Annotated in this window: 30 protein-coding genes; 17 read left to right on the top strand and 13 right to left on the bottom strand. The window is 47.3% G+C overall.

All coding sequences use genetic code 11. The features are described 5' to 3' along the window. Window positions 1-87: 87 nt before the first annotated feature. The 6 genes from KNO69_RS06745 to KNO69_RS15320 all read right to left on the bottom strand — a co-directional run bounded on the left by KNO69_RS06745 (window position 88) and on the right by KNO69_RS15320 (window position 2,888). Window positions 88-492 carry a nucleoside 2-deoxyribosyltransferase gene (locus tag KNO69_RS06745; RefSeq protein ID WP_214816938.1) on the bottom strand — a complete coding sequence of 135 codons (405 nt, stop codon included), beginning with the start codon at window positions 490-492 and terminating at the stop codon, window positions 88-90. Window positions 493-510: 18 nt separating this feature from the next. Then, entirely contained in the window at window positions 511-795 is a 285-nt protein-coding gene (locus KNO69_RS06740; protein WP_214731426.1) for a hypothetical protein, read from the bottom strand. Further along, on the bottom strand, window positions 779-1,258 hold the full coding sequence (locus KNO69_RS06735) for a helix-turn-helix transcriptional regulator (RefSeq protein ID WP_159562284.1): 480 nt from the start codon (window positions 1,256-1,258) through the stop codon (window positions 779-781). Before KNO69_RS06735 ends, KNO69_RS06740 begins: the two co-directional genes overlap by 17 nt. A gap of 29 nt (window positions 1,259-1,287) precedes the next feature. Continuing rightward, complete coding sequence (locus tag KNO69_RS06730) at window positions 1,288-1,584, bottom strand: hypothetical protein (RefSeq protein ID WP_214816935.1); 297 nt, start codon at window positions 1,582-1,584, stop codon at window positions 1,288-1,290. Between the two features lie 99 nt (window positions 1,585-1,683). Then, window positions 1,684-2,718 (bottom strand): cation:proton antiporter, encoded by a 1,035-nt coding sequence (locus KNO69_RS06725; RefSeq protein ID WP_353047480.1) that lies wholly within the window; start codon window positions 2,716-2,718, stop codon window positions 1,684-1,686. An 8-nt stretch (window positions 2,719-2,726) separates the two neighbouring features. Further along, a complete protein-coding gene (locus KNO69_RS15320; protein ID WP_251124880.1) occupies window positions 2,727-2,888 on the bottom strand; it encodes a hypothetical protein in 162 nt (53 codons plus the stop codon). A gap of 119 nt (window positions 2,889-3,007) precedes the next feature. Between KNO69_RS15320 and KNO69_RS06720 the strand changes: the two genes are divergently transcribed. The 5 genes from KNO69_RS06720 to KNO69_RS06700 all read left to right on the top strand — a co-directional run bounded on the left by KNO69_RS06720 (window position 3,008) and on the right by KNO69_RS06700 (window position 6,373). Beyond that, entirely contained in the window at window positions 3,008-3,376 is a 369-nt protein-coding gene (locus KNO69_RS06720; RefSeq protein ID WP_196431838.1) for a PH domain-containing protein, read from the top strand. A 100-nt stretch (window positions 3,377-3,476) separates the two neighbouring features. Next, on the top strand, window positions 3,477-4,157 hold the full coding sequence (locus KNO69_RS06715) for a hypothetical protein (protein WP_214816932.1): 681 nt from the start codon (window positions 3,477-3,479) through the stop codon (window positions 4,155-4,157). Window positions 4,158-4,270: 113 nt separating this feature from the next. Continuing rightward, window positions 4,271-4,843, top strand: a complete 573-nt coding sequence (locus KNO69_RS06710) for a hypothetical protein (protein ID WP_214816931.1) — start codon at window positions 4,271-4,273, stop codon at window positions 4,841-4,843. A gap of 57 nt (window positions 4,844-4,900) precedes the next feature. Further along, a complete protein-coding gene (locus KNO69_RS06705) occupies window positions 4,901-5,383 on the top strand; it encodes a GNAT family N-acetyltransferase (protein WP_251124879.1) in 483 nt (160 codons plus the stop codon). Window positions 5,384-5,392: 9 nt separating this feature from the next. Beyond that, entirely contained in the window at window positions 5,393-6,373 is a 981-nt protein-coding gene (locus KNO69_RS06700) for a Gfo/Idh/MocA family protein (protein WP_214816929.1), read from the top strand. Window positions 6,374-6,518: 145 nt separating this feature from the next. Here KNO69_RS06700 and KNO69_RS06695 read toward each other — a convergent pair whose 3' ends face one another. Both KNO69_RS06695 and KNO69_RS06690 read right to left on the bottom strand, forming a co-directional pair. Continuing rightward, window positions 6,519-9,911 (bottom strand): dynamin family protein, encoded by a 3,393-nt coding sequence (locus KNO69_RS06695; protein ID WP_214816927.1) that lies wholly within the window; start codon window positions 9,909-9,911, stop codon window positions 6,519-6,521. 16 nt (window positions 9,912-9,927) lie between these two features. Further along, a complete protein-coding gene (locus KNO69_RS06690; protein ID WP_214816925.1) occupies window positions 9,928-10,548 on the bottom strand; it encodes an NAD(P)-dependent oxidoreductase in 621 nt (206 codons plus the stop codon). A gap of 175 nt (window positions 10,549-10,723) precedes the next feature. On the opposite strand from KNO69_RS06690, the gene KNO69_RS06685 reads away from it, so the two are divergent. The 3 genes from KNO69_RS06685 to KNO69_RS06675 all read left to right on the top strand — a co-directional run bounded on the left by KNO69_RS06685 (window position 10,724) and on the right by KNO69_RS06675 (window position 13,956). Then, on the top strand, window positions 10,724-11,815 hold the full coding sequence (locus KNO69_RS06685) for an FUSC family protein (protein WP_214816923.1): 1,092 nt from the start codon (window positions 10,724-10,726) through the stop codon (window positions 11,813-11,815). A gap of 111 nt (window positions 11,816-11,926) precedes the next feature. Continuing rightward, the gene (locus KNO69_RS06680; RefSeq protein WP_214816921.1) at window positions 11,927-12,454 is read left to right on the top strand and encodes a PH domain-containing protein; all 528 of its coding nucleotides are present in this window, start codon (window positions 11,927-11,929) and stop codon (window positions 12,452-12,454) included. Further along, window positions 12,451-13,956, top strand: coding sequence for a PH domain-containing protein (locus tag KNO69_RS06675; RefSeq protein ID WP_214816919.1), 1,506 nt, complete (start codon window positions 12,451-12,453; stop codon window positions 13,954-13,956). Before KNO69_RS06680 ends, KNO69_RS06675 begins: the two co-directional genes overlap by 4 nt. Before the next feature lie 146 nt (window positions 13,957-14,102). Here KNO69_RS06675 and KNO69_RS06670 read toward each other — a convergent pair whose 3' ends face one another. From KNO69_RS06670 to KNO69_RS15400, 4 genes are all read right to left on the bottom strand, one after another. Further along, window positions 14,103-15,236 carry a sensor histidine kinase gene (locus tag KNO69_RS06670; protein ID WP_251030097.1) on the bottom strand — a complete coding sequence of 378 codons (1,134 nt, stop codon included), beginning with the start codon at window positions 15,234-15,236 and terminating at the stop codon, window positions 14,103-14,105. Continuing rightward, window positions 15,226-15,906: a response regulator transcription factor gene (locus tag KNO69_RS06665; protein ID WP_214816917.1), complete on the bottom strand. Its 681-nt coding sequence runs from the start codon at window positions 15,904-15,906 to the stop codon at window positions 15,226-15,228. The genes KNO69_RS06670 and KNO69_RS06665 overlap by 11 nt, the downstream gene beginning before the upstream one ends. Window positions 15,907-15,925: 19 nt before the next feature. Continuing rightward, entirely contained in the window at window positions 15,926-16,486 is a 561-nt protein-coding gene (locus KNO69_RS06660) for a VanZ family protein (protein ID WP_214688737.1), read from the bottom strand. 370 nt (window positions 16,487-16,856) lie between these two features. Next, entirely contained in the window at window positions 16,857-16,979 is a 123-nt protein-coding gene (locus tag KNO69_RS15400) for a hypothetical protein (RefSeq protein WP_255349577.1), read from the bottom strand. 282 nt (window positions 16,980-17,261) lie between these two features. On the opposite strand from KNO69_RS15400, the gene KNO69_RS06655 reads away from it, so the two are divergent. The 9 genes from KNO69_RS06655 to KNO69_RS06615 all read left to right on the top strand — a co-directional run bounded on the left by KNO69_RS06655 (window position 17,262) and on the right by KNO69_RS06615 (window position 24,441). Beyond that, window positions 17,262-18,524 carry an NCS2 family permease gene (locus tag KNO69_RS06655; RefSeq protein WP_214688735.1) on the top strand — a complete coding sequence of 421 codons (1,263 nt, stop codon included), beginning with the start codon at window positions 17,262-17,264 and terminating at the stop codon, window positions 18,522-18,524. A gap of 105 nt (window positions 18,525-18,629) precedes the next feature. Further along, complete coding sequence (locus KNO69_RS06650; protein ID WP_214816914.1) at window positions 18,630-19,097, top strand: DinB family protein; 468 nt, start codon at window positions 18,630-18,632, stop codon at window positions 19,095-19,097. Window positions 19,098-19,202: 105 nt separating this feature from the next. Continuing rightward, complete coding sequence (locus KNO69_RS06645) at window positions 19,203-19,586, top strand: DUF3916 domain-containing protein (protein WP_214816911.1); 384 nt, start codon at window positions 19,203-19,205, stop codon at window positions 19,584-19,586. Between the two features lie 150 nt (window positions 19,587-19,736). Next, on the top strand, window positions 19,737-20,507 hold the full coding sequence (locus KNO69_RS06640; RefSeq protein ID WP_214816908.1) for a hypothetical protein: 771 nt from the start codon (window positions 19,737-19,739) through the stop codon (window positions 20,505-20,507). Then, entirely contained in the window at window positions 20,504-21,427 is a 924-nt protein-coding gene (locus tag KNO69_RS06635) for an AAA family ATPase (RefSeq protein ID WP_214816906.1), read from the top strand. Before KNO69_RS06640 ends, KNO69_RS06635 begins: the two co-directional genes overlap by 4 nt. Before the next feature lie 2 nt (window positions 21,428-21,429). Further along, the gene (locus tag KNO69_RS06630; protein WP_214816904.1) at window positions 21,430-22,491 is read left to right on the top strand and encodes a DUF58 domain-containing protein; all 1,062 of its coding nucleotides are present in this window, start codon (window positions 21,430-21,432) and stop codon (window positions 22,489-22,491) included. 15 nt (window positions 22,492-22,506) lie between these two features. After that, window positions 22,507-23,241, top strand: a complete 735-nt coding sequence (locus tag KNO69_RS06625) for a hypothetical protein (RefSeq protein WP_214816901.1) — start codon at window positions 22,507-22,509, stop codon at window positions 23,239-23,241. A gap of 200 nt (window positions 23,242-23,441) precedes the next feature. Continuing rightward, complete coding sequence (locus tag KNO69_RS06620; protein WP_214816898.1) at window positions 23,442-23,954, top strand: hypothetical protein; 513 nt, start codon at window positions 23,442-23,444, stop codon at window positions 23,952-23,954. Between the two features lie 25 nt (window positions 23,955-23,979). Next, window positions 23,980-24,441 (top strand): NUDIX hydrolase, encoded by a 462-nt coding sequence (locus KNO69_RS06615; RefSeq protein WP_214688721.1) that lies wholly within the window; start codon window positions 23,980-23,982, stop codon window positions 24,439-24,441. Between the two features lie 49 nt (window positions 24,442-24,490). On the opposite strand, the gene KNO69_RS06610 is transcribed toward KNO69_RS06615, so the two are convergent. Next, window positions 24,491-25,201 (bottom strand): GntR family transcriptional regulator, encoded by a 711-nt coding sequence (locus tag KNO69_RS06610; protein ID WP_214816896.1) that lies wholly within the window; start codon window positions 25,199-25,201, stop codon window positions 24,491-24,493. Window positions 25,202-25,212: the final 11 nt, after the last annotated feature.

Genomic DNA, 25,212 nt, shown 5'->3' with positions numbered 1-25,212 from the left:
TATTAAATATAGATTAACTCAACAAGCATTTCACGGAATGGGTAGGCTACAACCCGGCTCGATTCCGTGAGAACAAAGGGCATCAGCTCAAACGTGATTAGAGAGCTTCAATCGATCTTGAATTTGGTAGGGGAGGGCGTAGAACGGTCCCTCCAAGCGTTGTACCGCATTCACATGATAAAACGTGCTCGTCTCCTCCATATTCATCATCTGATCCCCCAAATCGTATAGGAAAACGTGTTTATTCGTCCCGATAGCAATCCCGAGTTCTACATGTGCGCCTTTTCCTCCAGGCAAGAGGATGACGACGAAGTCCGCTGGTTGAATTCCAGCAACCTCTTCTTCGCCAATCGCACGTAACGCATCGATTGAAGCGGCACGTTCGTTTTGGGTCCAGTCGTATGTATGGGTGTGACCGAACGCAACCAGATGATCACGGATGAAACGTACTTCTTCGATATTTGAAAAGCTTGAACCGACATAAAATCGCATACAAAGACCTCCAATTCGTCACAAATGGTTCATCTGGTAAAGCGATACGACATAAAATAGGATAATCAACAGACAACAGAGTACAAGGAAAAAATTCACGCTAATCAGGACGAATTTCATCAAAGAAAGTGGAAGGTATGATTGAATCAAGCGCGTGATTGATAAAGACGAGAGTACGAGTAAAATGATTGTGCCAACGAACCAAATGTAGTCATACGCGATGTTTGGGATCAGCCAAAAGTAGACGATCGTTATGACGATTAGACAGAAAGCCATCATCAAATCTTTATGCTTTCGTGTCATCTGATTCCTCACGATGAAGTTCCAACTTCAACCGCACCTGTTCGGCATCTTCCGCATCAAACGTGCTGTACCATCTCACATGATCGAGATCGATGATGCGGTAATGTCCGCTGATGATGTTCTGTTGAAGAATGAAGTGGGACCCCTCTTTGATCGCATGCCAAAAGACACGTCCGCCGAGTGTTTTTTCTTTCGGCTCGTATGTGTTCTCGGTTGCAATCAGTTTGACGAATTCAACGGGGTCGTCGCCAATCAAGTGTACGAGAATCTCACTTTCATTGAACAGCGCGCATAGCGTCACAATCGTCGACCAGCTTGCTTCATTTCTCTCCTTCTCGATTTGGATGAGTGTTTTTTTTGAAATCCCAAGTAAGTTCGCCATCTCTTCCTGTGAATACTGGGATTCGATGCGAATCAATTTCATTTTTCGAGAGACTTGTCCAATAAATTCGGATTTTTTCATAATCGGTTCTTCCTTCCTGTTTGTTCGACTCAGAGCGTCGCCGAGCTTATGAAAATCAGTAACCATGAGATTCCGAGAAACACGGTGAATAAAAAGAGACAGACGATAACATAACAGCAAATGTATTGCCAGTAGGTCAATTGTTTTGATTGATAATAATGGTATGTAAAACTGAATGTCGAAATCCCGATGACTAAGAACGCAACAATATCCCAGATGATGCCAACCTTCAAGAACGATGGAGTCAGAAACGAAGCGATGAGTGCAAGCGCGACGGTCACAATCCCCGTAGAGATGGCAGCGGATGGTGTTGAAGTGTTTTCCAACGAATCACCTCCTAGTATATTACAAGTGTAATTTTACACTAAAAGTGGGCGATGTCAATTTCAGAATGTAAAAAAACCCTTCTCTAAGAAAGGGTCTCGTCACTCGTCATGTTTATTCGTTAAATAGGTCGTTAATGGGTAGACACCGATGCTTTGTAAGATCAGAGAGAGTAAAATGACGGCAAAGGCGAGAGATATCATTTCGCTCGAGCCGTTAATGTTCTCTGCCTCTAGCCAGAGGACGAGGGCGATCGACATCGTTCCTTTAATTCCTGACCACGTGAGTAATGAAGTCGCCGTTAAATCGTCTTTAAATTCTCTACGCCATACAGGAACAGTATAAACGAGACCGCCGACGACGATGAACCGGGTCAGAAGCGAAAGCAAGAATAAAAGAACAGCGAACGTCCAGAGCGATACAGACAAATAGCTGGTCGCCTCGATTCCAATCAACAAGAACAAGAGAGCGAGTAGCATGGGAATCACAATGTTCCAAAATCCATTCAAGTGAAGCTGGACCGATTCGTAGTCCTCTTTCATGCCGAGCTCATGAGAAAGCATCATTCCGGCTGTGACGGTCGCAAGGACCCCCGATACTTCTAGCGCGTCGGCGAGATAAAATGCCCCGTATGCGATGACGATCGTCAACATGACGAGCTCATGCTTTTTAAAGCTGACAATCATCAATTTTTTAAGTAATAATCCAAAAATGAAGCCGATGCCGATTCCTCCGGCTGACACAATTAAAAATTCAGTTAAAAAGTTGAGCGTGGAGAACTGTTCTCCTGTCGCGAACATACTGAGGAAAATCGTGAAGATGACGACACTCGTCCCATCGTTCACCATCGATTCACCTTCGACAACATCTGCAATCCGTTTTTCCCCTTTACTCCGTTTTAAAATGGCTGTCACGGAAACAGGATCGGTCGGAATCAAGATGGACGCCAATAAGAAAGAGGCGGTCAGGCTGAGCGGGGTGAAGAGCTCGCTGATCCAAAACGTGCCATACCCCATCAGGATGGCGGTCAAGACAAGACCAATCGTACTCAATATCGTGATGATCCCGATATTGTCTTTCAAATCTTTGTATTTGAACTGATAAGCCGATGTAAACAGAAGTGCTGGTAGGAACACCTCGAAGATTATATCTTTTGAAATGAATACCGAATCAAAAAGGCGATGTATGAGAGACCAATCCCAATCAAGACCAAGATGACCGGGACAGGGAAGTAATTTCGTTTGGAATCAATCAAATAAATGAGATAGCCAATCAGTAGCAATGTGATGATTTGTTGCGCGATCATGACGACGTCCTCCTCTACAATCAAGTTGCTATACACTATCTTCCCATTCAAGGTCTAATCAAACGAAAAATGTGGAATATAGGTGGTAGTACATGTCATTTATTCAGGGAGGAATCAATATGGGAAACCCGATTGGAGAGTTATCTTGGACGTTTTATTCCGAATGTGAGGTGCCGAGTGATATCACGGAGTCATTCATCGATGGGGAGCGGGCGGTCGCGGCTTATAAGACTGTCCGTGACGTCGCCGTCTTCACGAACAAACGTCTGATTGTCCGTGACGCACAAGGACTGACGGGTAAAAAAATTGAGGTCTACTCGCTTCCGTACGATTCGATTAATATGTACTCGACGGAGAATGCGGGGAGGATGTTCGACTTTAATTCCGAAGTCCAGCTGTTCACTCGCGCCGGTACAATTAAAATCAATTTGAACAAGAAAGTGGACGTGCGTAAGTTCGACCGTCTGCTCGCAGAAGCAATTTTGTAAAATAGTGGACCGAAAATCTTTCGGTCCTTTTATTTGGATTTTTCTGACAATTCGTTGTATGTCGTGATACGATAGTACATAATGTGTGACGGAGGTTACGATGCGATATACAATCCGACTATTGATGGTCATGTTAGGTAGTTTGATGTTGGTGACTGGATTCATCTATTTGGCTCGACTGTTTTGGGATTGGTTTCACGACCCGACAAAAGGTGGGATCGTGCTTCTCTTTTCTGGAGAGGACGGAACCAGCAGAGGTGAATATGGAGGGAAGTTTCGTCTGAAAGATGATGAGGATTTTCAATTCTTGAAGAATGACTTTTTAGACTATACGTTCGAAACAGGAGGGACAGTAACCGAGTCGGGAAATTCATACTGGTTATGGTTCCTTATTGGGGGGTTGATTGTTCTCCTGATTTTGACGCTCAGCATGCTACGGAAAAGAAAGCGTGTCATCTCGACTATTGATTTCTCGAGTGACGCCGTAAAACGAAGAGAGCGTAAGGCTAAAGCAAATGGATTTGTGGAATCCAAAGAGGTTCAATGGACCGATAATGCGGTTCGGAATGCGCTCATCCAGTTCAATCTGGACTTGCCGATTGCCTCAAGACATCAATCGAATGAGACGGTGTTGGATTGGTTCAAGCGAATCGGTGTGGACGAGTTGGACCTCTCCCCATATTGGAAATCAAGATATATGGATGTAGTGGTGAGTGATGAAGAATCTAGACGATTTCGAGCAGCGTTGGAGTTTAAGCGATTCGAAGACGGTGAGGGGTGATAGTGTATGAACGATGAAATAGAGGTGGTTGATTCCGATACGCGCAAGTCAATGGTTCCGCTCGTTTGGTCAAGACCAATCATCAATTCTACATCCATTGGAATGGGTTGATTATGGACTTTAAACGTCATGAATATGTGGCGGGTATTCGAATCATTGACGAGAATCACTTGTTCATCTGGGCGTTTACGTTAGAAGGAGAACCAATCAATGCTTGGGTGCTAGATGCAGACGGAGATATCAAACATTCCTTTCACGCAGGTAACGCGATTGCAGCGGTTGTGATAAATGCAACAGGAATCTGGATCGGGTATGGGAACGAGGGTATCTTTGGAGAAGGGGTCTCGACCGAGGCACTCGTCTGCTTCTCAACAGAGGGAGCCGTACGTTTTCACTATAATCAAGAAGTCAGAAATGCCCCGGTCCTTCATGATTGTGACGTGATGTGTGCATCAGAGAAGGGGGTGTGGGTCATCTCTTCAATCGACGGTCGTCTCGTTCATGTCCAAGTGGACGGAATTGACTCTTATCCGATGCCACGTCATCTCTTTGACTGTTCCTCGTTGACTATTGAAAACGGTGTAGCCTATGTCGGAAATGAGGAAAAGATTTATCGTTCGCCGTTTAAGGAGAAGAGACGTGCCGAAGTCTTTCAGAATGAAACTAATAATAAGAGAGTATATTAGCTTGCAATATATTTCGAATACCGTATTTTTAATCATATATAGACAGGGATGAACTAAATGATTGTACCAATCAATACTAGTATGCAAGAAGATATTCGCTATTTTTTTGTTAAACATTGGGGTTCAACTCAAATGGTCGTTTCTTCGGGAACATACGATTGTGCAGAGCTCGAAGGATTTGTCTACATGAAAACAAATCAAATTCACGGTCTTGTTACGTATGTTATTCGGGATGAAGAAGTAGAAATCATATCTCTTGATAGTCTGATAGAGAATAGTGGGATCGGCTCTCACTTACTCCATGCTGTTGAAGAAATTGGTATGCAGCACGGAGTTAAGCAATTAATCGTCATCACAACCAATGATAATTTGAGAGCGCTTGGCTTTTATCAACGTCGTGGCTATCGTCTAGAACGAATCATTCATGATGCGGTGACGCGGGCAAGAAAACTGAAAGCAACAATCCCACATGTCGGATATGATAAGATTCCATTATTGGATGAAATTTTACTCATCAAAAAACTGAAAGAACAGAAATGAGGAATTCACATGATTCGTTTCGGCATCATTGGTACAAATTTCATCACAGACTGGTTTATTGACACAATCAATCAGTTGGATGACGTAGAAGTGACAGCACTCTACTCGCGCACGGAATCACGTGTTAAAGAATACGCAGAAAATCACTCCATCTTACATACGTTCACGTCACTTGAAGAAATGGCTCAGAGTGATGTCATCGATGCCATCTATATTGCGAGCCCGAACTCACTTCACGCCGAACAGAGCATCTTATTCATGCAGCATGGCAAACACGTCCTCTGTGAAAAACCGCTCGCCTCGAACGTCCAGGAAGTCACTCGTATGATTGAAGTCGCGAAGGAGAACCAGGTCGTCTTACTTGAAGCACTTCGAAACTTGTTCATGCCGAATTTTGAGAGGATTCAACAGGCGATGGAGCGAATTGCTCCGGTGCGTCGGGCCGTCTTTAATAAATCACAGTATTCTTCACGGTATGAGCTCTATAAACAAGGTGAGAACCCGAATACGTTCAATCCTGCATTCTCGAACGGTTCGTTGATGGACCTTGGTGTGTATCTCCTTGGTCCTGCTTTAAAACTGTTCGGTCAACCAAATGAGATCCAGGCGAGCGGTGTGAAGCTGGAATCTGGAGTGGACGGGAGCGGAACGGTCATTCTCTCTTATGAAGATTTGGATGTGATCATCATGCATTCAAAGATTCATGCGACATCGACTCCTTCTGAGATCATCGGGGAAAAAGGACGCATCGTCATCGACGATATTGCGACGTGTGATGAAGTCCGTCTAGAGTTGCGAGATGGCACGTCAGAAATCGTATCAGAATCACAGAATGCTCCGATGTCCTATGAGATCGAAGCGTTCGTCCGTGCGATCGAAGCTAGTGCTTCGGAAACAGTTGTACATTCAGCAAATGACATGATTCGTCTTGCTGATGTGATGACGAACGTTCGAACACAGCTTGGCGTGGTCTATCCAGCAGACAAATAAATACAAACTTAAAACGGTCCTCGATGTCATGTGCGCATCGAGGACCGTTCCCGTTATTCTTTGTTCAAATAGAGATATCTCAGAAACAGCCCCAGAACAATCGTCATAACGACAGCGGGAATGAGTCCGATGAGCAGTAATGTGTTCATACCGTTTCCTTTCTGAGCGATTCGAGACGTTCATGCATCTCATCAAAGGAATGGTTGTCCGTCAACATGCTGAGCTCTGCATCGGCAAGTTCTTTCAATTGAGTCGACCACTCTCGTTCACTCTCGACTTCAGCTTTACTGATTTCCGTGTTAGCCCGTTCGATTTGCTTCGTATGAATCGTTTCAAGACGCGACCGAATCATATCGCGAAGCAGTGAGGTCAACTCATCCTTCAGTTGCGTCCGTCCGTCTCCCTCGAAAAATTGACTCGCATTCTTATAGCGCTTCAATACCGACTGATAAGGTGATGTCTCGAGATGAATCGGTTCGACAGCCTCTCGTAACCATGCCACGTCGAGGTCATGGTCAAATTCAAGCGTCGGAAGGAGCGACGCATGACGCTCGGTCAACCGTTCGACCAAGGCGACGAATTCGCGTTTAACATATCGCTCCAACCGATACTGGAACACTTGGAGCTCTTGCTGGATATCGTAGGCGTATTTGTCGAGTGTACGTCCGAGTGCGCGCTCCAGGCTCTTTCTCGATCCGTCGACCTCGACCGGATGGAACGTCTCCTTGACGAAGTCCGAGAGGCGGAGGAGCGAACGCGTCTCGAGGTGGGCGAGGAGTTCTTTCGCTTCCCGATCAAACAGGTCAATGAGTGCTGACATATCGAGTGCCGGTGGGTTCTCGAGTAAAGCAATCAATTGTTGGCGACGATGTTCTTTCGCCGACGCGTCTTCTTTCGCTTCGTTCAATACACGATCAAATGTAGCGAGTAGCGCTGTCGTTTCTTCCTGTATGCGCATCGCGTTGGCGAGGCGAAGGTCTTTGTCGACGTAGCGTTCAAGTGTTGAGACGAACCGGTCAAACCCAGCATCATCGCCGTGCATGGCGTTTCGGCTTGAGATGGGGAGAACGCTTGGTCTCCGAACACCGAGCGCGGTCAACTGTTGTGCCACGTAGTCCGTGACAGCATCCCGTTCTTCTTCATCTGTCGCAAGGTCAGACGCATTGACGAGGAAGAACATCTCGTGATCACCAGTCCCTTGGACACGGCCAAGCTGAATGACGAGCTCCCGGTCTGCTTCGGTGAACGCATGGTTGTAATAGGTGACGAACAAGACGGCGTCCGCGTCACGCATATAACCGAATTGGACCTCGCTATGTCGGTTGAACTGTGAATCGGCCCCCGGCGTATCGACGAAGACGATGCCACGATCTGCCCACGGTGAGTCGAGATAAAGTTCGATCTCTTTCACGATGCAGCTCTTCTCTTCTTGTGCGACGAATGCGCAGAACGTGTCATAGTCGACGACTTCCGTTCGTCCGAGGTACTCGAGCGGTGCCGATTTTACGGCATTGACGAACGGGTGATCGACATCGAGAGAGGCGAGGGAAGTCCCATAACCTTGTAACTCCTCTTCGAGTTCATCGTGTGATTTGAAGGTGATCGATGCCGTTCGATTTGTCCGTCCGTTCGGCGGGACGATCTTTGTGATGGATGCCGTCAACGGGTTAGGGGACGTCGGTAATACCGTCTCACCGAATAGCGCATTGAGAGTCGAGGACTTTCCAGCCGAAAATGCTCCGAAGATGGCGAACGTGTACTGTTCATGCTTCGCACGCTCGATTTTCTTGCGTAATGTCGAGACACGGGAGCGGAATAACGGATGATCCTCTAATATTTCACATACCGCATTTTCATAAGAAAAATCAAAATCAAAATCAAATAAATGATAATCATCTTCCAAAATCGACGTCGATGCAACCTCTGATTCAACAACATTCGACTGTTTTTCGGGGAGATACGTTGCATCAACATAGTTTCGAACGGCCAACTGATCTAACCGATTTGAATCAAATTGCAACGCTTCATATTGACCGATAGCATTCAGACGGTTCGAAAGACGAATCCGTAACGCTTCCGTATCGAGCGCTTCATACAACGCTTCCTCTTCAGTCGTAAATTGTTCCAAGCGTAAATCGACTTCCGCTTTCATGTACGTATCCGTCGAATGGACCCAAGGTTCAGATACTTTCGTCACCCATGACGCAAGGGCCGTCTCGATGTCACGACTGAACTGTAACACCGTGTCACCACTGAGTGATGCGCCGGATTTCACTTGTTCGGTGATGAGTGAGCTCGGTGCAATCGGGAGGACATCGCCTTTCGGTAGCAAGGTCTCTGGAAGTTTCAAATCTCGGATGATGTCTTCCGCGTACTTCACGAGGTGCGGTCGTAAGTTCATATCAATCAGACGGTTGAACTCTTTGGCGGCCACTTCCTCACGACGAGCTCGTTCCTGCTTCGTCTTCTCTTTCGAGAACAATAGTCCGACCTTGAAAGAAGGAGAACAACTCTCGAGATAAGAGCGTAATAACTCACGGAACTCATAAGTCATGATCGGTGCACTTTCGACGATTGGTGCCTGATGTTTGAAAAATTCGCGACGGAATGATGTCCACCATGCCCGTTTCTTCTCAAGGCGATGTAGACGTGACTGCATTTCCTTCGGACTCTTTTCATAAGTTGGCAATTGATCCAACGTCGATTGAATCGATGATTCGTTGCGGCGGACTAGCGTATGAATCAATGCATCCGCATGCTTGACTTGCTGCTGTCTCGAGTCCGTGATGACTTGTCGCACATACGACCGCAAGCGCTCGACTTCGTTATGTGGATGCTTCAAATCACGAAGTGAGATGTAGAACGTGTTATTTGGTATGATGTCATGATGACGGAACGCCTTCGTCAATGAGGCTTTGAAGTCCACAAAGGAAAGCTCATCCTCATCATGCTTGTCGATTTGGTTAATGATGATGGAATAGGGACGACCTTCCCGGCTAAATTGTTTCATCAGTCCGATGTTTTGTTCCGATTGGACATGGTTGTAGTCCATCATGAAGAACAAGTGATCGGCCAAGAAGAGCGAGCGCTCCGTCGCTTGGCGATGTCGTTCATCCGTTGAGTCAATCCCTGGCGTATCCATCAACACGACGTGTTCATCAAACGGGAATCGGTCAATCGTATACTCGACTTCCTTAATTTCCTCGACTTTGCAATAGTCACTAATATTTGATAGGGAAGAAGTGTCTAATGAAATCCAGTCCGTATCATTGATTGCGACAGATGCCGCTGATTCGCCACCTCGTAATGTGACGATATTCGCACTCGTCGGAATCGGACTTGTCGGAAGGAATCCGTCCTCTAGCCAGTCGTTGAGCAATGTCGACTTCCCGGCTGAGAAGTGACCACAGACGGCAATCCAGACTTCTTCATTCGTTACTTTTTGTAGGGCTGTCCGAGCGAGTCGTGCAGCGTCCGTCATCTCCTCTTGTTCAAACGTTAAAGCGAGTCGTGCTAATTGTTCTCGTTGTTCGTGCATGTTTCCCATCCCCTAATTATGATTCCGTCGTGATGCCGACACGGTGTCCGACATATGCATCATTCGTTAAACAATCCATCGCTAAATCGGAGACATCGTTCCTCGAGATTGGACCTGATTGTTTCGTGCCTAATACCTCTTTTGAGATGATGATGTCTCCGTCCGATTGCTCATCGATCAGTTGAGTCGGACAGATGATCGTGAAGGCTAAACCTGAATCCCGTAATAACTCATAAGCGCGGGCATGATCTTCGGCTGCGGTTGTCATCGTACGCTTCGATTCTTTCGTTTCAAAGCGATAGTTGTCGCTATCATGCGCCTGTAAGATGCCGGCGGTCCCGACCGTGATGATGCGTGTTACGTTAAATTGTTTCATCGCTTCGATCACGAGTGGTGTGAATGTAGACAATACGTTTTGTTTGTCCGTCCCTAACGCCGAGATGACGACGTCTGCAGATCGAACCGTTTCTAGTACTGCTGCTTGGTTCGTCGCGTCTCCGATGATTTGGTTGACACCCTCCTTAGAATCCATTGAATGTCTTGTTAAAAGTTTGACGTCATGTCCTTGATTCAATAAACGCTCAAGTATCCGTTCCCCTGTACGGCCACTTCCACCAAATAAAGCAATTGTTGACAAGTAAACCCCTCCCCATCAAGATGAAAGAAATATCCAACGCCATCATAACACGGAAGCGTTCACAAAACTGCCTGAAATGGTTCATTTCCACTTGAAAAGAATATGGTACGTTTTAGAATTGAAGAAGAAGGCAAAAAATACATATGACAGGTGTAAGAGAGGAAGGCACCACTACATGAAATTTGGGGCTAGAACTATTAAGACCGGACTATCGGTCGCAATCGTCTTGCTGATTGCCGAGGCATTTCAATTCCAACAAATCGTCGTCCCGGCACTGGCCGCATCGCTCGCACTGCTTCCGTCTGTCTATCAGACCGGACTACGATTAATTGAAGAGATGAAAGGGAACCTGATTGGAGCATTACTCTCCGTCTTATTTCTGCTACTCACTCCGAATCCGACACCAATCGCTATCGGATTCGTCATCATCATCGCGATCTCCATTCTTCTCTTTTTAAATTTAGAATCGACGACACGGACCGTCATCTTGACGACGATTCTCATCATGGAAGGGGCGAGCCAGTCGGATATGCCGATGTGGGTGTTTGCGGGCGAACGTTACCTACTCATTATGATGGGGATTACGGTCGCATTGATTGTGAATGCACTATTGTTCCCACCTCGCTACGAGCGGAAACTCGAAGCACAAATCACCGACACATTTCAAATGGTTGTTCGGATCGCACGGTTATTTGCGGAAACAGAGGGTGGGCGCTCCTCATTCGAATCGTTACCTGAGACGAAGAAGTTGCATAGCGACTCAAAACAAACGTACGCCTATTTTGAAGAAGAAATTAAAGCGAATCGATGGCTTGAGAAGAAGACCCCGATCTTTCGTCGAGCTGTCCTGAAGTCTAAAATGATTGAGACGAACCGTGCCGCGCTCCATGTCATCGAGAAGCTCGATCATGATTTTCATACGATTGAACAACTTCCTCCACAATTGAGCGAAGAGCTGTATCGCCACATTCGTCACTTGTTGCGTCGACATGAGCGTCTGTTTTCAGCCTACGAGCTTGAGAACGAGCACCTCATCGATCGGGAAGAGGATCTCATCCATGAGAACTTTGACTTTGCGAAGTTAATGATTGAGAGGATGCGAGAAGAAGAGGAAGAACTCATTCTCATCGTCGTGCCGCTCGTGGCGACGATGACCGACTGGGTCAAGGCAATGAATGAACTCGAACGCTATCTTGTCACGGAAATGAAGAAACACGGAGACAACCTAAAAGTGGAACCACGTAAGAAGTGGTTTTTTGAAGACTGAGAATCGGGCCGATATTCGGCTCGTTTCTTGTTTTCGTTCAATACGAAACTTTTTTGTGGCTTCAGCGTATAAAATAAAGACAGATACATAAGAACGATAGGGGGATTCACCATGTCAGAAACAACACCGACACCTGAAGAAGGTGTCACACCACAACGAATCAGCGGCACACTTCCAATCGAGGCACGTGCCGTCTTCCGGTTATCAAGTGCGATTTTTTATCTCATCGGACTTCTTGTCACAGGTGCTCTCGTGGCGGCCGCTTACTGGTTCGACTGGCCAACTTGGATACAGATTGGTTTGATCGTGCTAGTCGTCATCGATGTCGTCTATAGCTTGATTGATCTCATCTGGTTCCAAAAGTGGAAACAAGAACGATTCACGTATGACGTGAAACCACTCGAGATTCGCCTGCATCACGGCATCATCACGACGCACGATGTGTTGATCCCGATGACGAAAGTACAATACGTCCACGCCCAACAAGGACCGCTGCTTCGAAAGTACGGTCTGCAGACGATCACAATCGGTACGGCCGCCGGGTCACATGACATCTACGCGATTGAAGAATCGTTCGCGAAGTCGCTCCGTGAACAGATTGCGGTCTATGCCCGCATCGAGGAGGAGGATGTCATATGACGGAAGCCGCCCTCACATGGCATCGCCTGCCGAGTCGCGTCTTGCTGTTGCGTGTCTTAGAGGTCATCAAGTCGTTCATCATCCCGCTCGTGTTGTTGTTCGTCATCAACAATGACTGGAGTTCGACGTTCGGTATCATCCTGCGCGTCGGGATTCTGCTGTTCCTCTTGCTCGATATTTTGCAGAAGTTCTTCGGCTGGCTCAACTTCCGTTATGCGCTCGACGAGAAGACGGTATATGTCATCGACGGTAACTGGATCAAGAAAGAGAAGTCGTTGCCGCTCCATAAGATTCAGAGCGTCCACTCGAACAGCCCATTCCTGTACCGGCTGCTCGGGGTCGTCGAATTGACGTTCGATACGAACGCGAACAGTGACGACGCCTCGTTCAAATTGTCGGGCGTCTTCCCGAATGAGGCAAAACGGCTCGAGGACATCCTCGACCAGGTCCGTCACCGGAAGACCGAAACCGACGTACCGGCAGAAGGGGAGACAGACGCGACCGAAACACAGGTGGTGATTGAAAAACCGGCGAGCCGTTTACTGTACGCCCTCTCGACCAGAGAGATCATCATCGCCTCGTTGACGTCACTATCGGTATTCGCCATCTTCCCGGTCGCTTCGACAATCATCTCGTCGATCGATGACTTCATCAATCTCGATGGCACGTTCGATACGATCGGCGATTGGGTCGTCCACGCGTCAATCATCGCGATCGGTCTGCTCGTCTTGTCGGTCCTGATGTTGTCGGTCGTCATCGGCATGGTCATCAACTTCTTGAAGTACGGGAATTTCCGGCTCGAACGACGCGGGGACCGCATCCGCGTTGAGAAAGGACTGCTCAACCGTTCCGCCAAAGAGATCCCATACGAGAAGATTCAAGCGGTCCGGGTCAAAGAGACGTTCATCCGGCGCTGGTTCAACATCGTAGGTGTCGAACTCGTCGCGGCCGGGACGATGGACGACTTGAAAGACGAGTCGTCAACCATCCTCCCGTTCGTGAAACGGGAGCGGGCGATGACCGTGTTAAACGAGCACTTCGACCAGTTCGTGTGGTCTGACACGCTTCATCGCTTGCCAAAACGTTCGCTCTGGGTCAAACTGCTACGCATCAGCTGGGTCGGAATCCTCGTCTCGGGTGTCGTTCTGTACTTCTTCCGCGATTACGCCTGGTGGCTCGTCCTGCTGTGGGCCATCATCATCGGCGGTCGACTGTTGAGCTATGTGACGACGCGTTACGCTCGTAATGGTCAGTTCATTGAGCTGCGGACCGGGGCCTTCAACGTCAGTTCATTCTTGACGGACAAGCCGCGAATCGAACAGGTCCAAGTGACTCAGACACCGCTCCAACGCCGTTTCGATGTATGTAACGTCCTGTTCTCGACACGGGGTGGCTTGTTGTCGAATGAGATGATCGAGGACATCCCGAAGCAAGAGGCAGAAGCCATGTTGCAATGGTTCTCTCGCTATACGGTAGAGGAAGATATGAAAACACCGGGCTAACGCCCGATTATCGACAAGCCCAGTCGCGTAGTGCGATTGGGCTTGTCTTTTTATATCGTCTTCATGCAATCGCACAATCATGAGCTTGAAGTTGATCATCTTTTGCGTGAGCACGAAAAAAGCATTGCGCGTGTAGGTCACACGGGTCATGCTTTCTCATGAACAGCATGAGGAGAGACTTTTGGGAGAATGATTGTGAACGTTGTTTCTCTTGGTTGGCTCGTTACGTGAATCTCGCCCTCGTGTAAATCGATGATGGACTTGGCGATGGCGAGACCGAGACCTGATCCACCGGTGTAATGCGCACGTGACTGTTCCACTCTAAAAAATCGCTCAAACACGTAAGGGATGTCACGGGAGGGGATGGCCTCCTCGCCATAGTTCGTCATGTTGATAAGGACCGCTTCATCCGTATCATCGATGAACATATCGATATACGTTCCGTCACGCCCGTAACGAATCGCATTCTCGAGTATATTCTCAAACACACGGACGAGCTTCAACGCATCCCCTTCCACGATGGGACGTTCGGCTGAGGAGCTGAATCGAGCTTCCATTCCAACTTCCGAGAGACGTAACGTCGACTGCATGATGAGCTGATTGAGCAATTCATCGAGACGGACCTCGCTTGTCTGGAGGGCGATCCGGTCGTTTTGCAGAAATGTATAGTCAAAGATATCGTTAATCAAGCCTTTCAGATGGGTCGCGTTCTCATGGATGACTTGGATGTAATGACGCAACTCCACCTCGTCCCGGTAACGGTCGCTGTGAATCAAGTCAAGATAACCCGTGATTGACGTGAGGGGGGAGCGCAAGTCGTGGGCGACGTTCGTCACGAGCTCATGTTTCAACCGATCCGCTTGAAGCACTTCCTGCTCCGCTTTTGCCGCACTGTCCGAGATGGCGCGTACGGTTGCCATCAATCGTTCTAGCTCTGGCGGGACAGATGGTTCAACCGAATCACGGTCGGCGTGGAGTTCTTCGACAAGTGAAGTCATCCGCTCAATGTGAAACTGTAAATATCGTTTACGCTCATATTGATAAATCAACACAAGACAAACGGCGACCATCAAACTATAAAACAGGAAGAACACACCTTCACGGAAATACGACAACACGATGATCAGACTCTCCATAAATCGTGATGACTCTTCAAAGTACCAGACGACAGGCAGTAACAGCATACCGCTCAATGTGGCGACCCCGAAAGCAATAACTACATACAGCAGACGTTTCCACATCGGGATGAACGTGATGACGCGCCAGATATTATGTCTCAATTTTATATCCCACTCCCCACACCGTATGAATGATGACCTCATGTGGCACGACAGCATGTAATTTCTCGCGGATGTTACTGATATGAACCATCACCGTCTGGTTCGACCCGACCCCATGCTCTTGCCAGACAGCCTCAAATATTTCTTCAGAGCTATACACCCGGCCTTTATGTTTCGCCAGTAAATACAAAATCTCAAATTCACGTGCAGTCAATCGAATCGTCTGCTCTTGCATCATGACGGTGTGGCTGGCTCGATCGATGAGGAAAGGGCCAGCTTGTACACTTGAGGACTCGCTTGGTCGGTTATAGTTTGAACGACGCAGCAATGCTTTAATACGTGCCATCAACTCGAGCGGATTGAACGGTTTGATGATGTAGTCATCGACTCCCGTCGTCAATCCCAATATCTTATCCATATCACCCACTTTGGCACTGACCATTAAGATCGGAATTTGGCTCGTCTGGCGCACCCGCTTACAAAATTCAAGCCCATCCATCCGAGGCATCATCCAATCTAAAATGATTAAGTCAAACCATTCTTGGTTGAACAAGTCAAGCGCCATTTCCCCGTCGGTTGCCATCGTCGTGTGATACCCGTCATTTTTTACATACACATCAATCAGTTCTGCGATTTGGACATCATCATCCACTAACAAGATTTTTGTCATGCTGAAACTCCCTCGCGAATTAAAGTTGGAAATTCTGATACAAACGTCGGAACGGGGCGTATTGGACGACGAAGCGAACGAGTAAGAACCCTAAGAGCGCCCCGAACGCATTTGCCAATAAATCATTCACATCCGTGCTTCGTCCACTGCCTAGTGTCGTGCGCACCAATAATTGAATCAATTCAAGGATCAGACTAAACTGTAATCCTAATTTAAGTACTTCTTTTTTCGTGATCGACGGTTTCAAAAATGGAAGATAACAGCCGAACGGGAGGAACATCACGACATTCAGCACAAATGAATACACATCGATGGTCAAAATCGGAATAAAATTAATCGTTCTCCACCACGGAACTTGATTCGCATACTTTCCTAAATTGACGTCAATCGGGAAAAACACGAAGTGAAGGACGCCTAATAAGTATATCCCGAATGATAGAAGTAAAATAGTTTGTGCGGCTTTTACATGTTTCTTGCGAAACGACCAGACGAGTAACGTGATGAGTCCGAGGATGGCGAGTGGGATGAGAACGACCCTTGATTCGATTGTGAACATAACTGAATAATTCTGATTATACATGGGAATAAACCTCCTAAGAATTTGAACTGTCTTCATTGTAGATGGCAGATTTAAAGAATTCTTAAAGGAGTCATAAATGAAATCTAAAAAAGGCAAAGCGCTTTGCTCTGCCTCGAACTGTTGAACAACGGGCTTAGAAACGTGGTCTCTGAATGATGTCGGACGGACAGCTATCATTCGTCACGTGAACTTCACCGTTTTTGTGTTTCTGTTACTGAAAAATGGGAACAAGTATGGTATGATGCAAGTAGAAAGAGACCGGTGCTGGACACACCGGCCTCTGGCTTACAGGCTACCACTTTAAGAGTGGTCCCAGCCGCCACAATGGTTAGTGAATCAGAAAGTGACCCATCTCATTGCGCCGAGGGGGTCATTTTTTTGTGCGTTCAGACGTTGCACGATCGGATGTTCGGTGAATCACCAAGTGAACGATGATCGGAGCGAGGATTGGGATCATGACATAATCCCCAACCCAGGTCCAAAGTTGTTCCATCCGCACCACCGCCTTCCTCCATTGTGGACTTGGCGGCTGACCCCACTATTGCTGCGTTAACCTGCTTCTTCATTATAACAGATTTGTTCGCAAAAATGCGCTGAAAACAAGAACAAACGTTCCTGTTTTATAAAATGAATCTTTTGATGGAATCGGTCTCATGAATGGGTCCAAAGAAGGAATTGAGTCGAATCACTCTTGCTTGTTAGATGTCTGACAGGATATAATCAATCTCGTGTGTATACACGGGTGGGTGAGGGTGCCAATAAAGGATTGATTCCTATGGCAAAACAAACAGAATGGAAAACAGAAACATACGGGGGCGTGCTGAACTTTCTGGCGACAGCATACATCCCGGCCGTGCATGCGGCAATCTTGACACAAGCCGGACTCCCGTTCGAGGGGGCGCTCGTCGGAGCGATTTTGACAAGCATCATCGGGACATTGATTGCGGGATTCTTCAATCTACCGCTTCTCTTGTTACCGGGAATGGGGATTAATGCGCTCTTCACGTACACGCTCGTCCTACAGATGGGATTGAGCTGGCAAAGTGCGCTCGCCGTCTCATTCGTCTCAGGTGTACTCGTCGTACTATTGACGGTCACCAAAGTCGCGAGGAAATTGGCGAACGCGTTCCCGCCGATTATTCATGACGGATTGACGGTCGGTCTCGGCCTTTTCCTCATCTTGATCGGGCTCGAGGCGGCAGGGATCGTCTCAGGCGGGGGTGGGGCATTGCTTCACATCGGTGATCTCGGGGAGCGTGACGTCCAAGTCGCATTCCTGTCACTCTTCGTCGCCATCTTACTGTTCTTGAAGATGGGGCCGAGCAGCTTCCTATGGACGATTGGTTTCGGTGTCGGACTCAGTGCCGTGATGGGAACACTCGATTGGACGGGAAGCTTCGCGTTGACACCGTTCTTCGAATCGTTCGGCACGGTATTTGGGAACATCTCGTTCGCCGAGTCGACATCTCCACTCTTCTTCGTCGCGGTCGGTGTGCTTACGCTCGTCTTGTTGATTGAAAACATCAGCTTGATTCAGAATCAGACACGGGCAATCGGCAAAAAAGAAGAGGCGCCGAAAGGTCTTGTAGCGCAAGGTCTCTCGACGATGGCAGGGGCCATGTTCGGGTCAAGCCCGACGGTCTCGACGGTCGAAGTGGCTGCCGGGATATCTGTCGGGGCAAGAGGCGGGATCGCTTCGTTCGTCACGTCTGGATTGTATGTGGTATCGCTCTTATTGCTACCGCTCTTTGCAATCATTCCTGTGACGGCGATCGCACCGGTTCTTATCATCATCGGAATGATGATGTTCCAGAACGTGAAGCATTTGCCGCTCGATAACTGGGAACATGCCTTCCCAGCAATCCTTGTCATCATCATGATTCCGTTCACGTATTCCATCGTCGATGGCATCGGACTCGGATTCATCGCCTACACGATGATTGTCTTGTTCAAGAAGGGCTATCGGTCGCTCAGTCCGGTCGTCGGTGTCTTGACCGTATTGTTCTTAGTTTTCTTCTCATTACCAGTCTGGTTATAGAGACACGCGCGGCATCGTTCATGATGAACGGTGCCGTTTTTTGATTTGAAAAGACTCGTTCGTGCTATAATCGCAGTAATTTAAAGCGAACGTGGAGGGGATTGGATGCAAGTTATTCAAGAATTCGCATCGTACACAGAATGGCTCGATTCGTTAGAAAAGCTGAGTGAATCCGATTGGAATGAACAGATCGACTCGGAGAAGTGGTCCATAAAGCAAATCGTCTTACATATCGCCCATTGGGACAACCATCTTTTGAATGTCATCATCCCATCGGTGAAGAGCGGGGAAGGAATGATTTTCCCTGACTTTGACTCTTTTAACGCACGGGCGACGAAAAGGGCGGAGAAGTTATCAGGTGACGTCGTATTGAAGGAATCACTACAAAGTCGGCGAGCACTCATCACCATGCTCGAGTCCTTAAGTGAGGAAGCGCTGACTTATAAAACGACAGCGAATGGTGTCTCGCATGATCCGCATCAAGGTGTCCCCTACTCGTTACATGTAATCATCGGGGAGTTCATCGAGCATGACCGACACCATATGAAGCAAGTCGAGTCGATCCTGAAATGAGACATCGGAAAGTGCGTGGTCTGAAACGAAAGTTAAGTCGTCTTCGGCGAAATTTGCAAGAAAATCATCACGATTTTCCAACTGAGTTTCATAATGGGTATTGGTATGCCAAGATTCCGGTCGGACAAAACTTTTTTACTAGATATTCAACATAGTGCCCGAATCAAACAGTCACTCATCCATATTCTATTCGATGAAGCGAAACGACTAGTAGAGTTGCGTATGGATGAAAGAATGTGGGTCGTCGTGCTGCTAGATTTACCTACACTCTGGAACTCTGAGCTTCTCGTGTTTCAAGATGAAGAGGGGTTACAATCGTTTATGCGGCGTGATTCACCCCACCAAAAATGGATTCCAATCCCTTATGTAAGAACGTTTATAAACCAATGGGGCATTCGGAGTGACCAGAATATCCGCGTGTATGGATTTGAAGAGTGGATATTCGATGAAGAGGGTGAAGATAGAGAATTATGGATGCTCGTTCAATGAACGGGCATTTTTCTTTTGTCTAAAAATAACTGAATATTCCGTAAAAATTCATGGTATAATCCTGTTAATCCGATTTCCAAAAAAAGGATTTAGACTATGAGAGGAGCCGTCACTTGAGATGAAACCGAATATACATATACGGAATCGCCAATGAAACAAGCCAAAACGATTTTTGTGTCAGGGATTCTATTCTCCTTACTACTTGTCGCCCTCATCTCCTATTCCGGTCAACTGGGATACCGTTACTACCAATCATTAGATATCTCAGGGAGCGAGATTACGAGTTGGGTCACGGACTGTCGTGACAAACGAAAATTTTTAGGGATTTTCGAAGTGACGGATGTCAACTTTTGGTGTGGGGATGCGCCATATGAAGAACCAGAAGGGAACGGTCCAGACGGAGCAATGATTGACTCAGAAGACGAGTCAGGGGGGACACCGAAAGAGCGAATTGAGGACCAATCCCCTTCTTACGGAAACCCGTCAGGAGAAGAGACGAGCAGCGTCTCCTACCTCCCATACATGATTACCGGACTGCTTATCTTGCTCGGATGGTGGCTCTGGAAAAGACGACGCCCCTCGAAGAAACAAAGCGAGGAGGGAGAGTTAGATAGCGAGGATTACTCGCTAGTGACTTCTGATAACGCGCCGATGCAGATAAACCGAACGGTTCATCCATTACCAGCATCGGCTATCCGAAAGCAGTTGATTCAATTCGAAGCAGCGTTACCTCCATATAAACGTCGTCGCCCAACTGAGACGTTGTCGACTTGGGCGAAACGAATCGAGCTCGATGCATCCTTACTTACCTATTTAGAGACACGTTATGATGATGGAAACATCTCACCACAACGAGAAGAAGCGTTCACCCAACAACTTGATGAATACCTACTACGCACACAAAAGGAGTCGAACTCATGACCATCCGACACGAATTGGACCAATTAGACCGCATTTACCTCGGTAAACCGGAAATCACAAAATTATGTTGCACAGCCCTACTGGCGAACGGCCATATCTTGCTAGAGGATGTGCCTGGGACGGGGAAGACGTTACTTGCGAAAAGCATCGCCAAAAGTTTTGAGGCAGACTTCGCCCGAATTCAATTCACAGCCGACCTGCTGCCTTCTGACATCATCGGTTCAGACTTCTTCAATATGCAGACCCAGACGTTCGAGAACCGCACCGGACCGATCTTCACGAATATTTTACTCATCGATGAAGTGAACCGCGCCGTTCCGAGAACGCAATCCGCCTTGCTTGAAGCGATGGAAGAACGCCAAGTTTCTATCGGTGGCGTCACCTATCAACTACCGAAACCATTCTTCGTCATCGCGACGCAAAACCCGATCGAGTCTGCGGGAACGTTCACGCTACCGGACGCCCAACTCGACCGCTTCCTCATGTCTCTTCAAGTTGGGTATCCTGGGGCAGACGAAGAGCGGAACTTGATTTTGCAGACGATTTCAAAGACGAGACAGACAGTGTATGCCTTGATGACGAATGAAGCTTTTTTAGAAGCACAAGAAGAAGTCGAAAATATCCGGATTCATGAAGATGTCGTCACGTATTTGCTCGCACTCATCCACGAGACGAGGCAACATCCGTTAGTCGAAGTCGGGGCGAGCCCACGGGCGACGCTCGCGCTCGTCAAGGCCTCACAAGCCTATGCGTACTTGAACGACCGTCAGTTTGTCACGCCTGAAGATGTTCAAGCCGTTGCGCCACATGTCCTCTCGCACCGATTGACCCTCACCCTTGAAGGGGATATCAAATCGACGAAGCGACAAGTGTTGGTGGACGTACTCGAGTCCGTAACTGTCCCCGTCGAAAAGGTGTAACGATGAGACAGGTCGAAATCAGTACACCGTCCATTCTTCAAGACCAACTTTGGCCGGCTTATGTCAGTCTCGGTTTTCTCACCATGTGGATGCCTTATGTATGGCCCATCGCTTATGTATGCGGGGCATTATTAATCGTCATGTTCATCCGGAAACGAATCATTCGAACACTTTCAAACGAAGTCTCATTTTCCATCCGGCAGAAAGAAGATCTCTTGTTCATTGACGATGAGACATCATGTATCGTCCGTATTGATGGGTATGAGCGAATCATTGCCCTCGGCGTTCCGCTATTGATTCGACTAGAGGGTAATGAACGGATGATATTCGAGGACGGGTCACAGGCATACGACACCAGGATCGAACAGGACATACATCATGTGAGCGTCTCGGCTGTGAAGCGTGGACCTGCTTCGATTCATATGTGTGTGATGCGTGTCACCTTACCGTTTTATTTAGGTACTCTTTTTTTCACGGATGAGGAGATGGATATGCCCTCATGGGTTGTTTTACCTACCATCACGAAGTCACCAATCACCGAATCGCGCATGATTCGGATGGGTGACCGTATCGTCAAGCACTCCCCGCTGAACGATCCGTTGATGATTCAGAGTGCAAAACGATATGAGAAGGAACCGGCTAAACAGATTGACTGGGTCGCCACTTCAAAGGTCGGTCATGTACAGGCAAAAGTGTTCGAACGACAAAATCTCGACACGTTCACGATTTCCCTTGATTTGAGCGGTCCGCTCAGGAACGGCCTCCATGCGCAATATGAAGACTTGATTCAACAGACGGCGTATTGGGTCTCTTACTTGATTAAAGAAGATTGTAAAGTGGAGCTGTTAATCAACCGACTCGACAAAAACAACCAAGTCGACCGTGTTACACTGGGAGAAGGAAGAAAACAATTACGGCTCATTCTCGTCCGACTGGCGATGATTCATGAATCGAACGCGTTTGTTGCGTCATCGCGATTCACGTCATATGTCAGTCGTCACAAACAGCCGCACGCCGAATTGATTCACATCAATCACGCGATGTTGTTGAAATCTTCAGGGTAATGAAAGGAGAAACACATGCGACGAATGACGGGCTTACTCATATGTTGTGTCGGACTGCTTGCAAGCACGACAATCGTATCCGCCGAAATGACCGAATCTTCGGCGGAACGTTTTGCAGATGCATATTTTTATGACATTGTGATGGATCATATTCAGGGAGATGATCCGGCTAATTATCATATGACGGACAGTGAGAACATCACGTTTGGTCCGTTGTTGGAGACGTATATCCCGTCATCCTCTTGCTACAAAACGGGGAAAACGTGTACGTTCGTCCCAACAAAAGAATTTGTGGCGACCGTCTTTCAAGATGATGAACCGGTCAACGTGATCGGAACATATGAACAATCAGCGGGTACATATGCGTTCTCAACGTTCGGTTCAGACAAAGAAACCCCGAAAGCGTTGACGGACGTAAAAGGCGATCTCGTGAAATACGCAGAAGCGTCGGCTTGGTTTGATTATGATGGGGACATGTTGACGGCGTTGACATCTAATACAAAACAGATGATTAGCGGAGATGAAATTTCAACTGAGGCGTTTCAAGTATTATTGGTTGAAGAGAATGAAAGTATTGAAGGGAATGCCGAAGAAGGGATGATAGGTGGAGCAGGCGACTCATCATCAGTCCATTCGGATGAGACAGAGTCAAACAGGCCAACATCGAGCACCAACCGATTGATTGGCTTTGCGGTGTTAGCGATATTGCCATTCGGATATTGGTTCCTCAAGAGACGAAAAGCAACATGATGTCAAAAGACTTATCCAGTCATCATAATCCACTAGACTTAGTGGTCATACCGAGTCATGCATTGAGAGACAGAGAAGCAACCTACTTGATCTTTCGCCATTTGGAGAATGAACAGTTTCCATTACTTATAGAGCGTAAGCGGACTGTAAAGGATTCGAGAAAACGTCGCTTCTCTTTTAAAAGTCAGGAAGAAGAGCATGTGACGACCAAAACCATCAAAAATCGTGAAATGTTAGAGTCTGAATTGACGCTCTCTTCAAATGAGGTCATCGTCTTAAGAGGAGAGAGGGATTGGATTCTGAGCTATTACGAAGACGGATTGACGCTTCAAGGAAACCAAGTGAAACGTGTCGCGACAACTGGTATTGTCCAAATGGAAACATTTTTTGAACATGTGGTTAGAGGCGCGTTTCCCATCAAATTGGCGTTTGGTTTAGGTGGGACGTTTGCTCCAGTTGAAAACGTGTTTCGCTTTATATTGCATAACCCAGATTGGAAGGGATTGATTGAAGACGAATTATTGCCTCAGCTTCAGATTCCGAAGGCGAAGAATGTGTGGCAGTCCCTCTCATATCCGACCTACGAGCAGACGCTTGAGACGTTCACTATTGAATTTCATCCAAATATACTAGGAAATTTCATACTCGCACATGATGCTAACGATACGTACTATTTCATTGATCATGTGAATGGGGATATCAAGATTTTTTAAATTCTAAATACAGAGGGGTAGTGTAGTGAGTTACATACAGCATATGCGTCAATTAATCGGATCGAATCTATTAATCACTGTAGGATGTGGAGTCCTCATCGAACAGGACAATCAAATTTTGTTGCAACACCGAAAAGATCATCATGTTTGGGGAATCCCCGGTGGCGTTATGGAGCCTGGGGAATCATTTGAAGAGACAGCCATCCGTGAAACTCTCGAAGAGACGGGGCTCTCCGTGGATAATTTGAAACTGTTCGGAATCTATTCCGGTGATGAGGGATATGCCAATTATGAAAACGGTGATCGCGTCTATAGTGTTCAAGTCATCTTTTACACCCATTCATTCTCAGGAGAAATTGCTCAATTGACAGACGAAAGTCACGAACATCGATTTTTCTCAAGAGAAGACCTACCACGATTACATCAACATCAACGTCGGTTCATTGACGATTGGGTCGAACAGGTTAATCTCCCGGTCGTGAAGTGATATTCATCTCTCGACAAACAACCCCTCATGCGCGCATGAGGGGTTGTCTTTACATATAGGGCCCGTTCGCCTGAATGACGAACTGTGAATGTGTGTAGTGATAGGTGATGCGGGAATAGTCAAATGGTTTCCCATTCGTGAGATGGAAGATCGTCTCGATGCGAAGTGTCGGGTCATTCTCTTGCAACCCGAGGTGGCCTGCTTCCACTTCCGTCAATCGATCGACCTGTAGATACATGTCAGAAAACCCAATCGTGACGCCGAGCGCCGATTGCATGTAATCGAAAATCGAGTCCGCCACAATTTCGCGATTCAAATAGGGCACGACGGCTTTTACATAATAGGATTCCTCGTGACAGAGCACCTCTCCATCCACATACCTTACCCGTTCGACCCGATATACATCGTCCGACACGGCAATCCCGAGATTCTCTGCAACCGTCGAGTCTGGCTTCAAGACAGACACATCAATCACATCAGATGTCAAGATACGGCCTCCGAGATTGCTCTTGAACCCTTGGGTCGAGAAGAGGCTCATATAGCCAGGTCGATTATGTCGTCTGACGAAGATGCCGCTTCCCCGCAGTTGAAAAATGACACCCTTTCGTTCGAGCAGCTCTAAAGCTTTCGTGATGGTGCTTTTGCTCACCGCATATTGATTCATCATCTGCTCAAGGACAGGGAGCTTATCGCCTTGTTTTAAGTTTTGTTCGTGGATGTATTGTTCGATTTCATTTGCGATTTGTTGATATTTTAGCATGGTCATTCCTC

The sequence above is a fragment of the Exiguobacterium sp. s131 genome (assembly GCF_018617345.1).
GTDB lineage: Bacteria > Bacillota > Bacilli > Exiguobacteriales > Exiguobacteriaceae > Exiguobacterium > Exiguobacterium profundum.
This window is presented reverse-complemented; position numbering and strand designations above follow the sequence as displayed.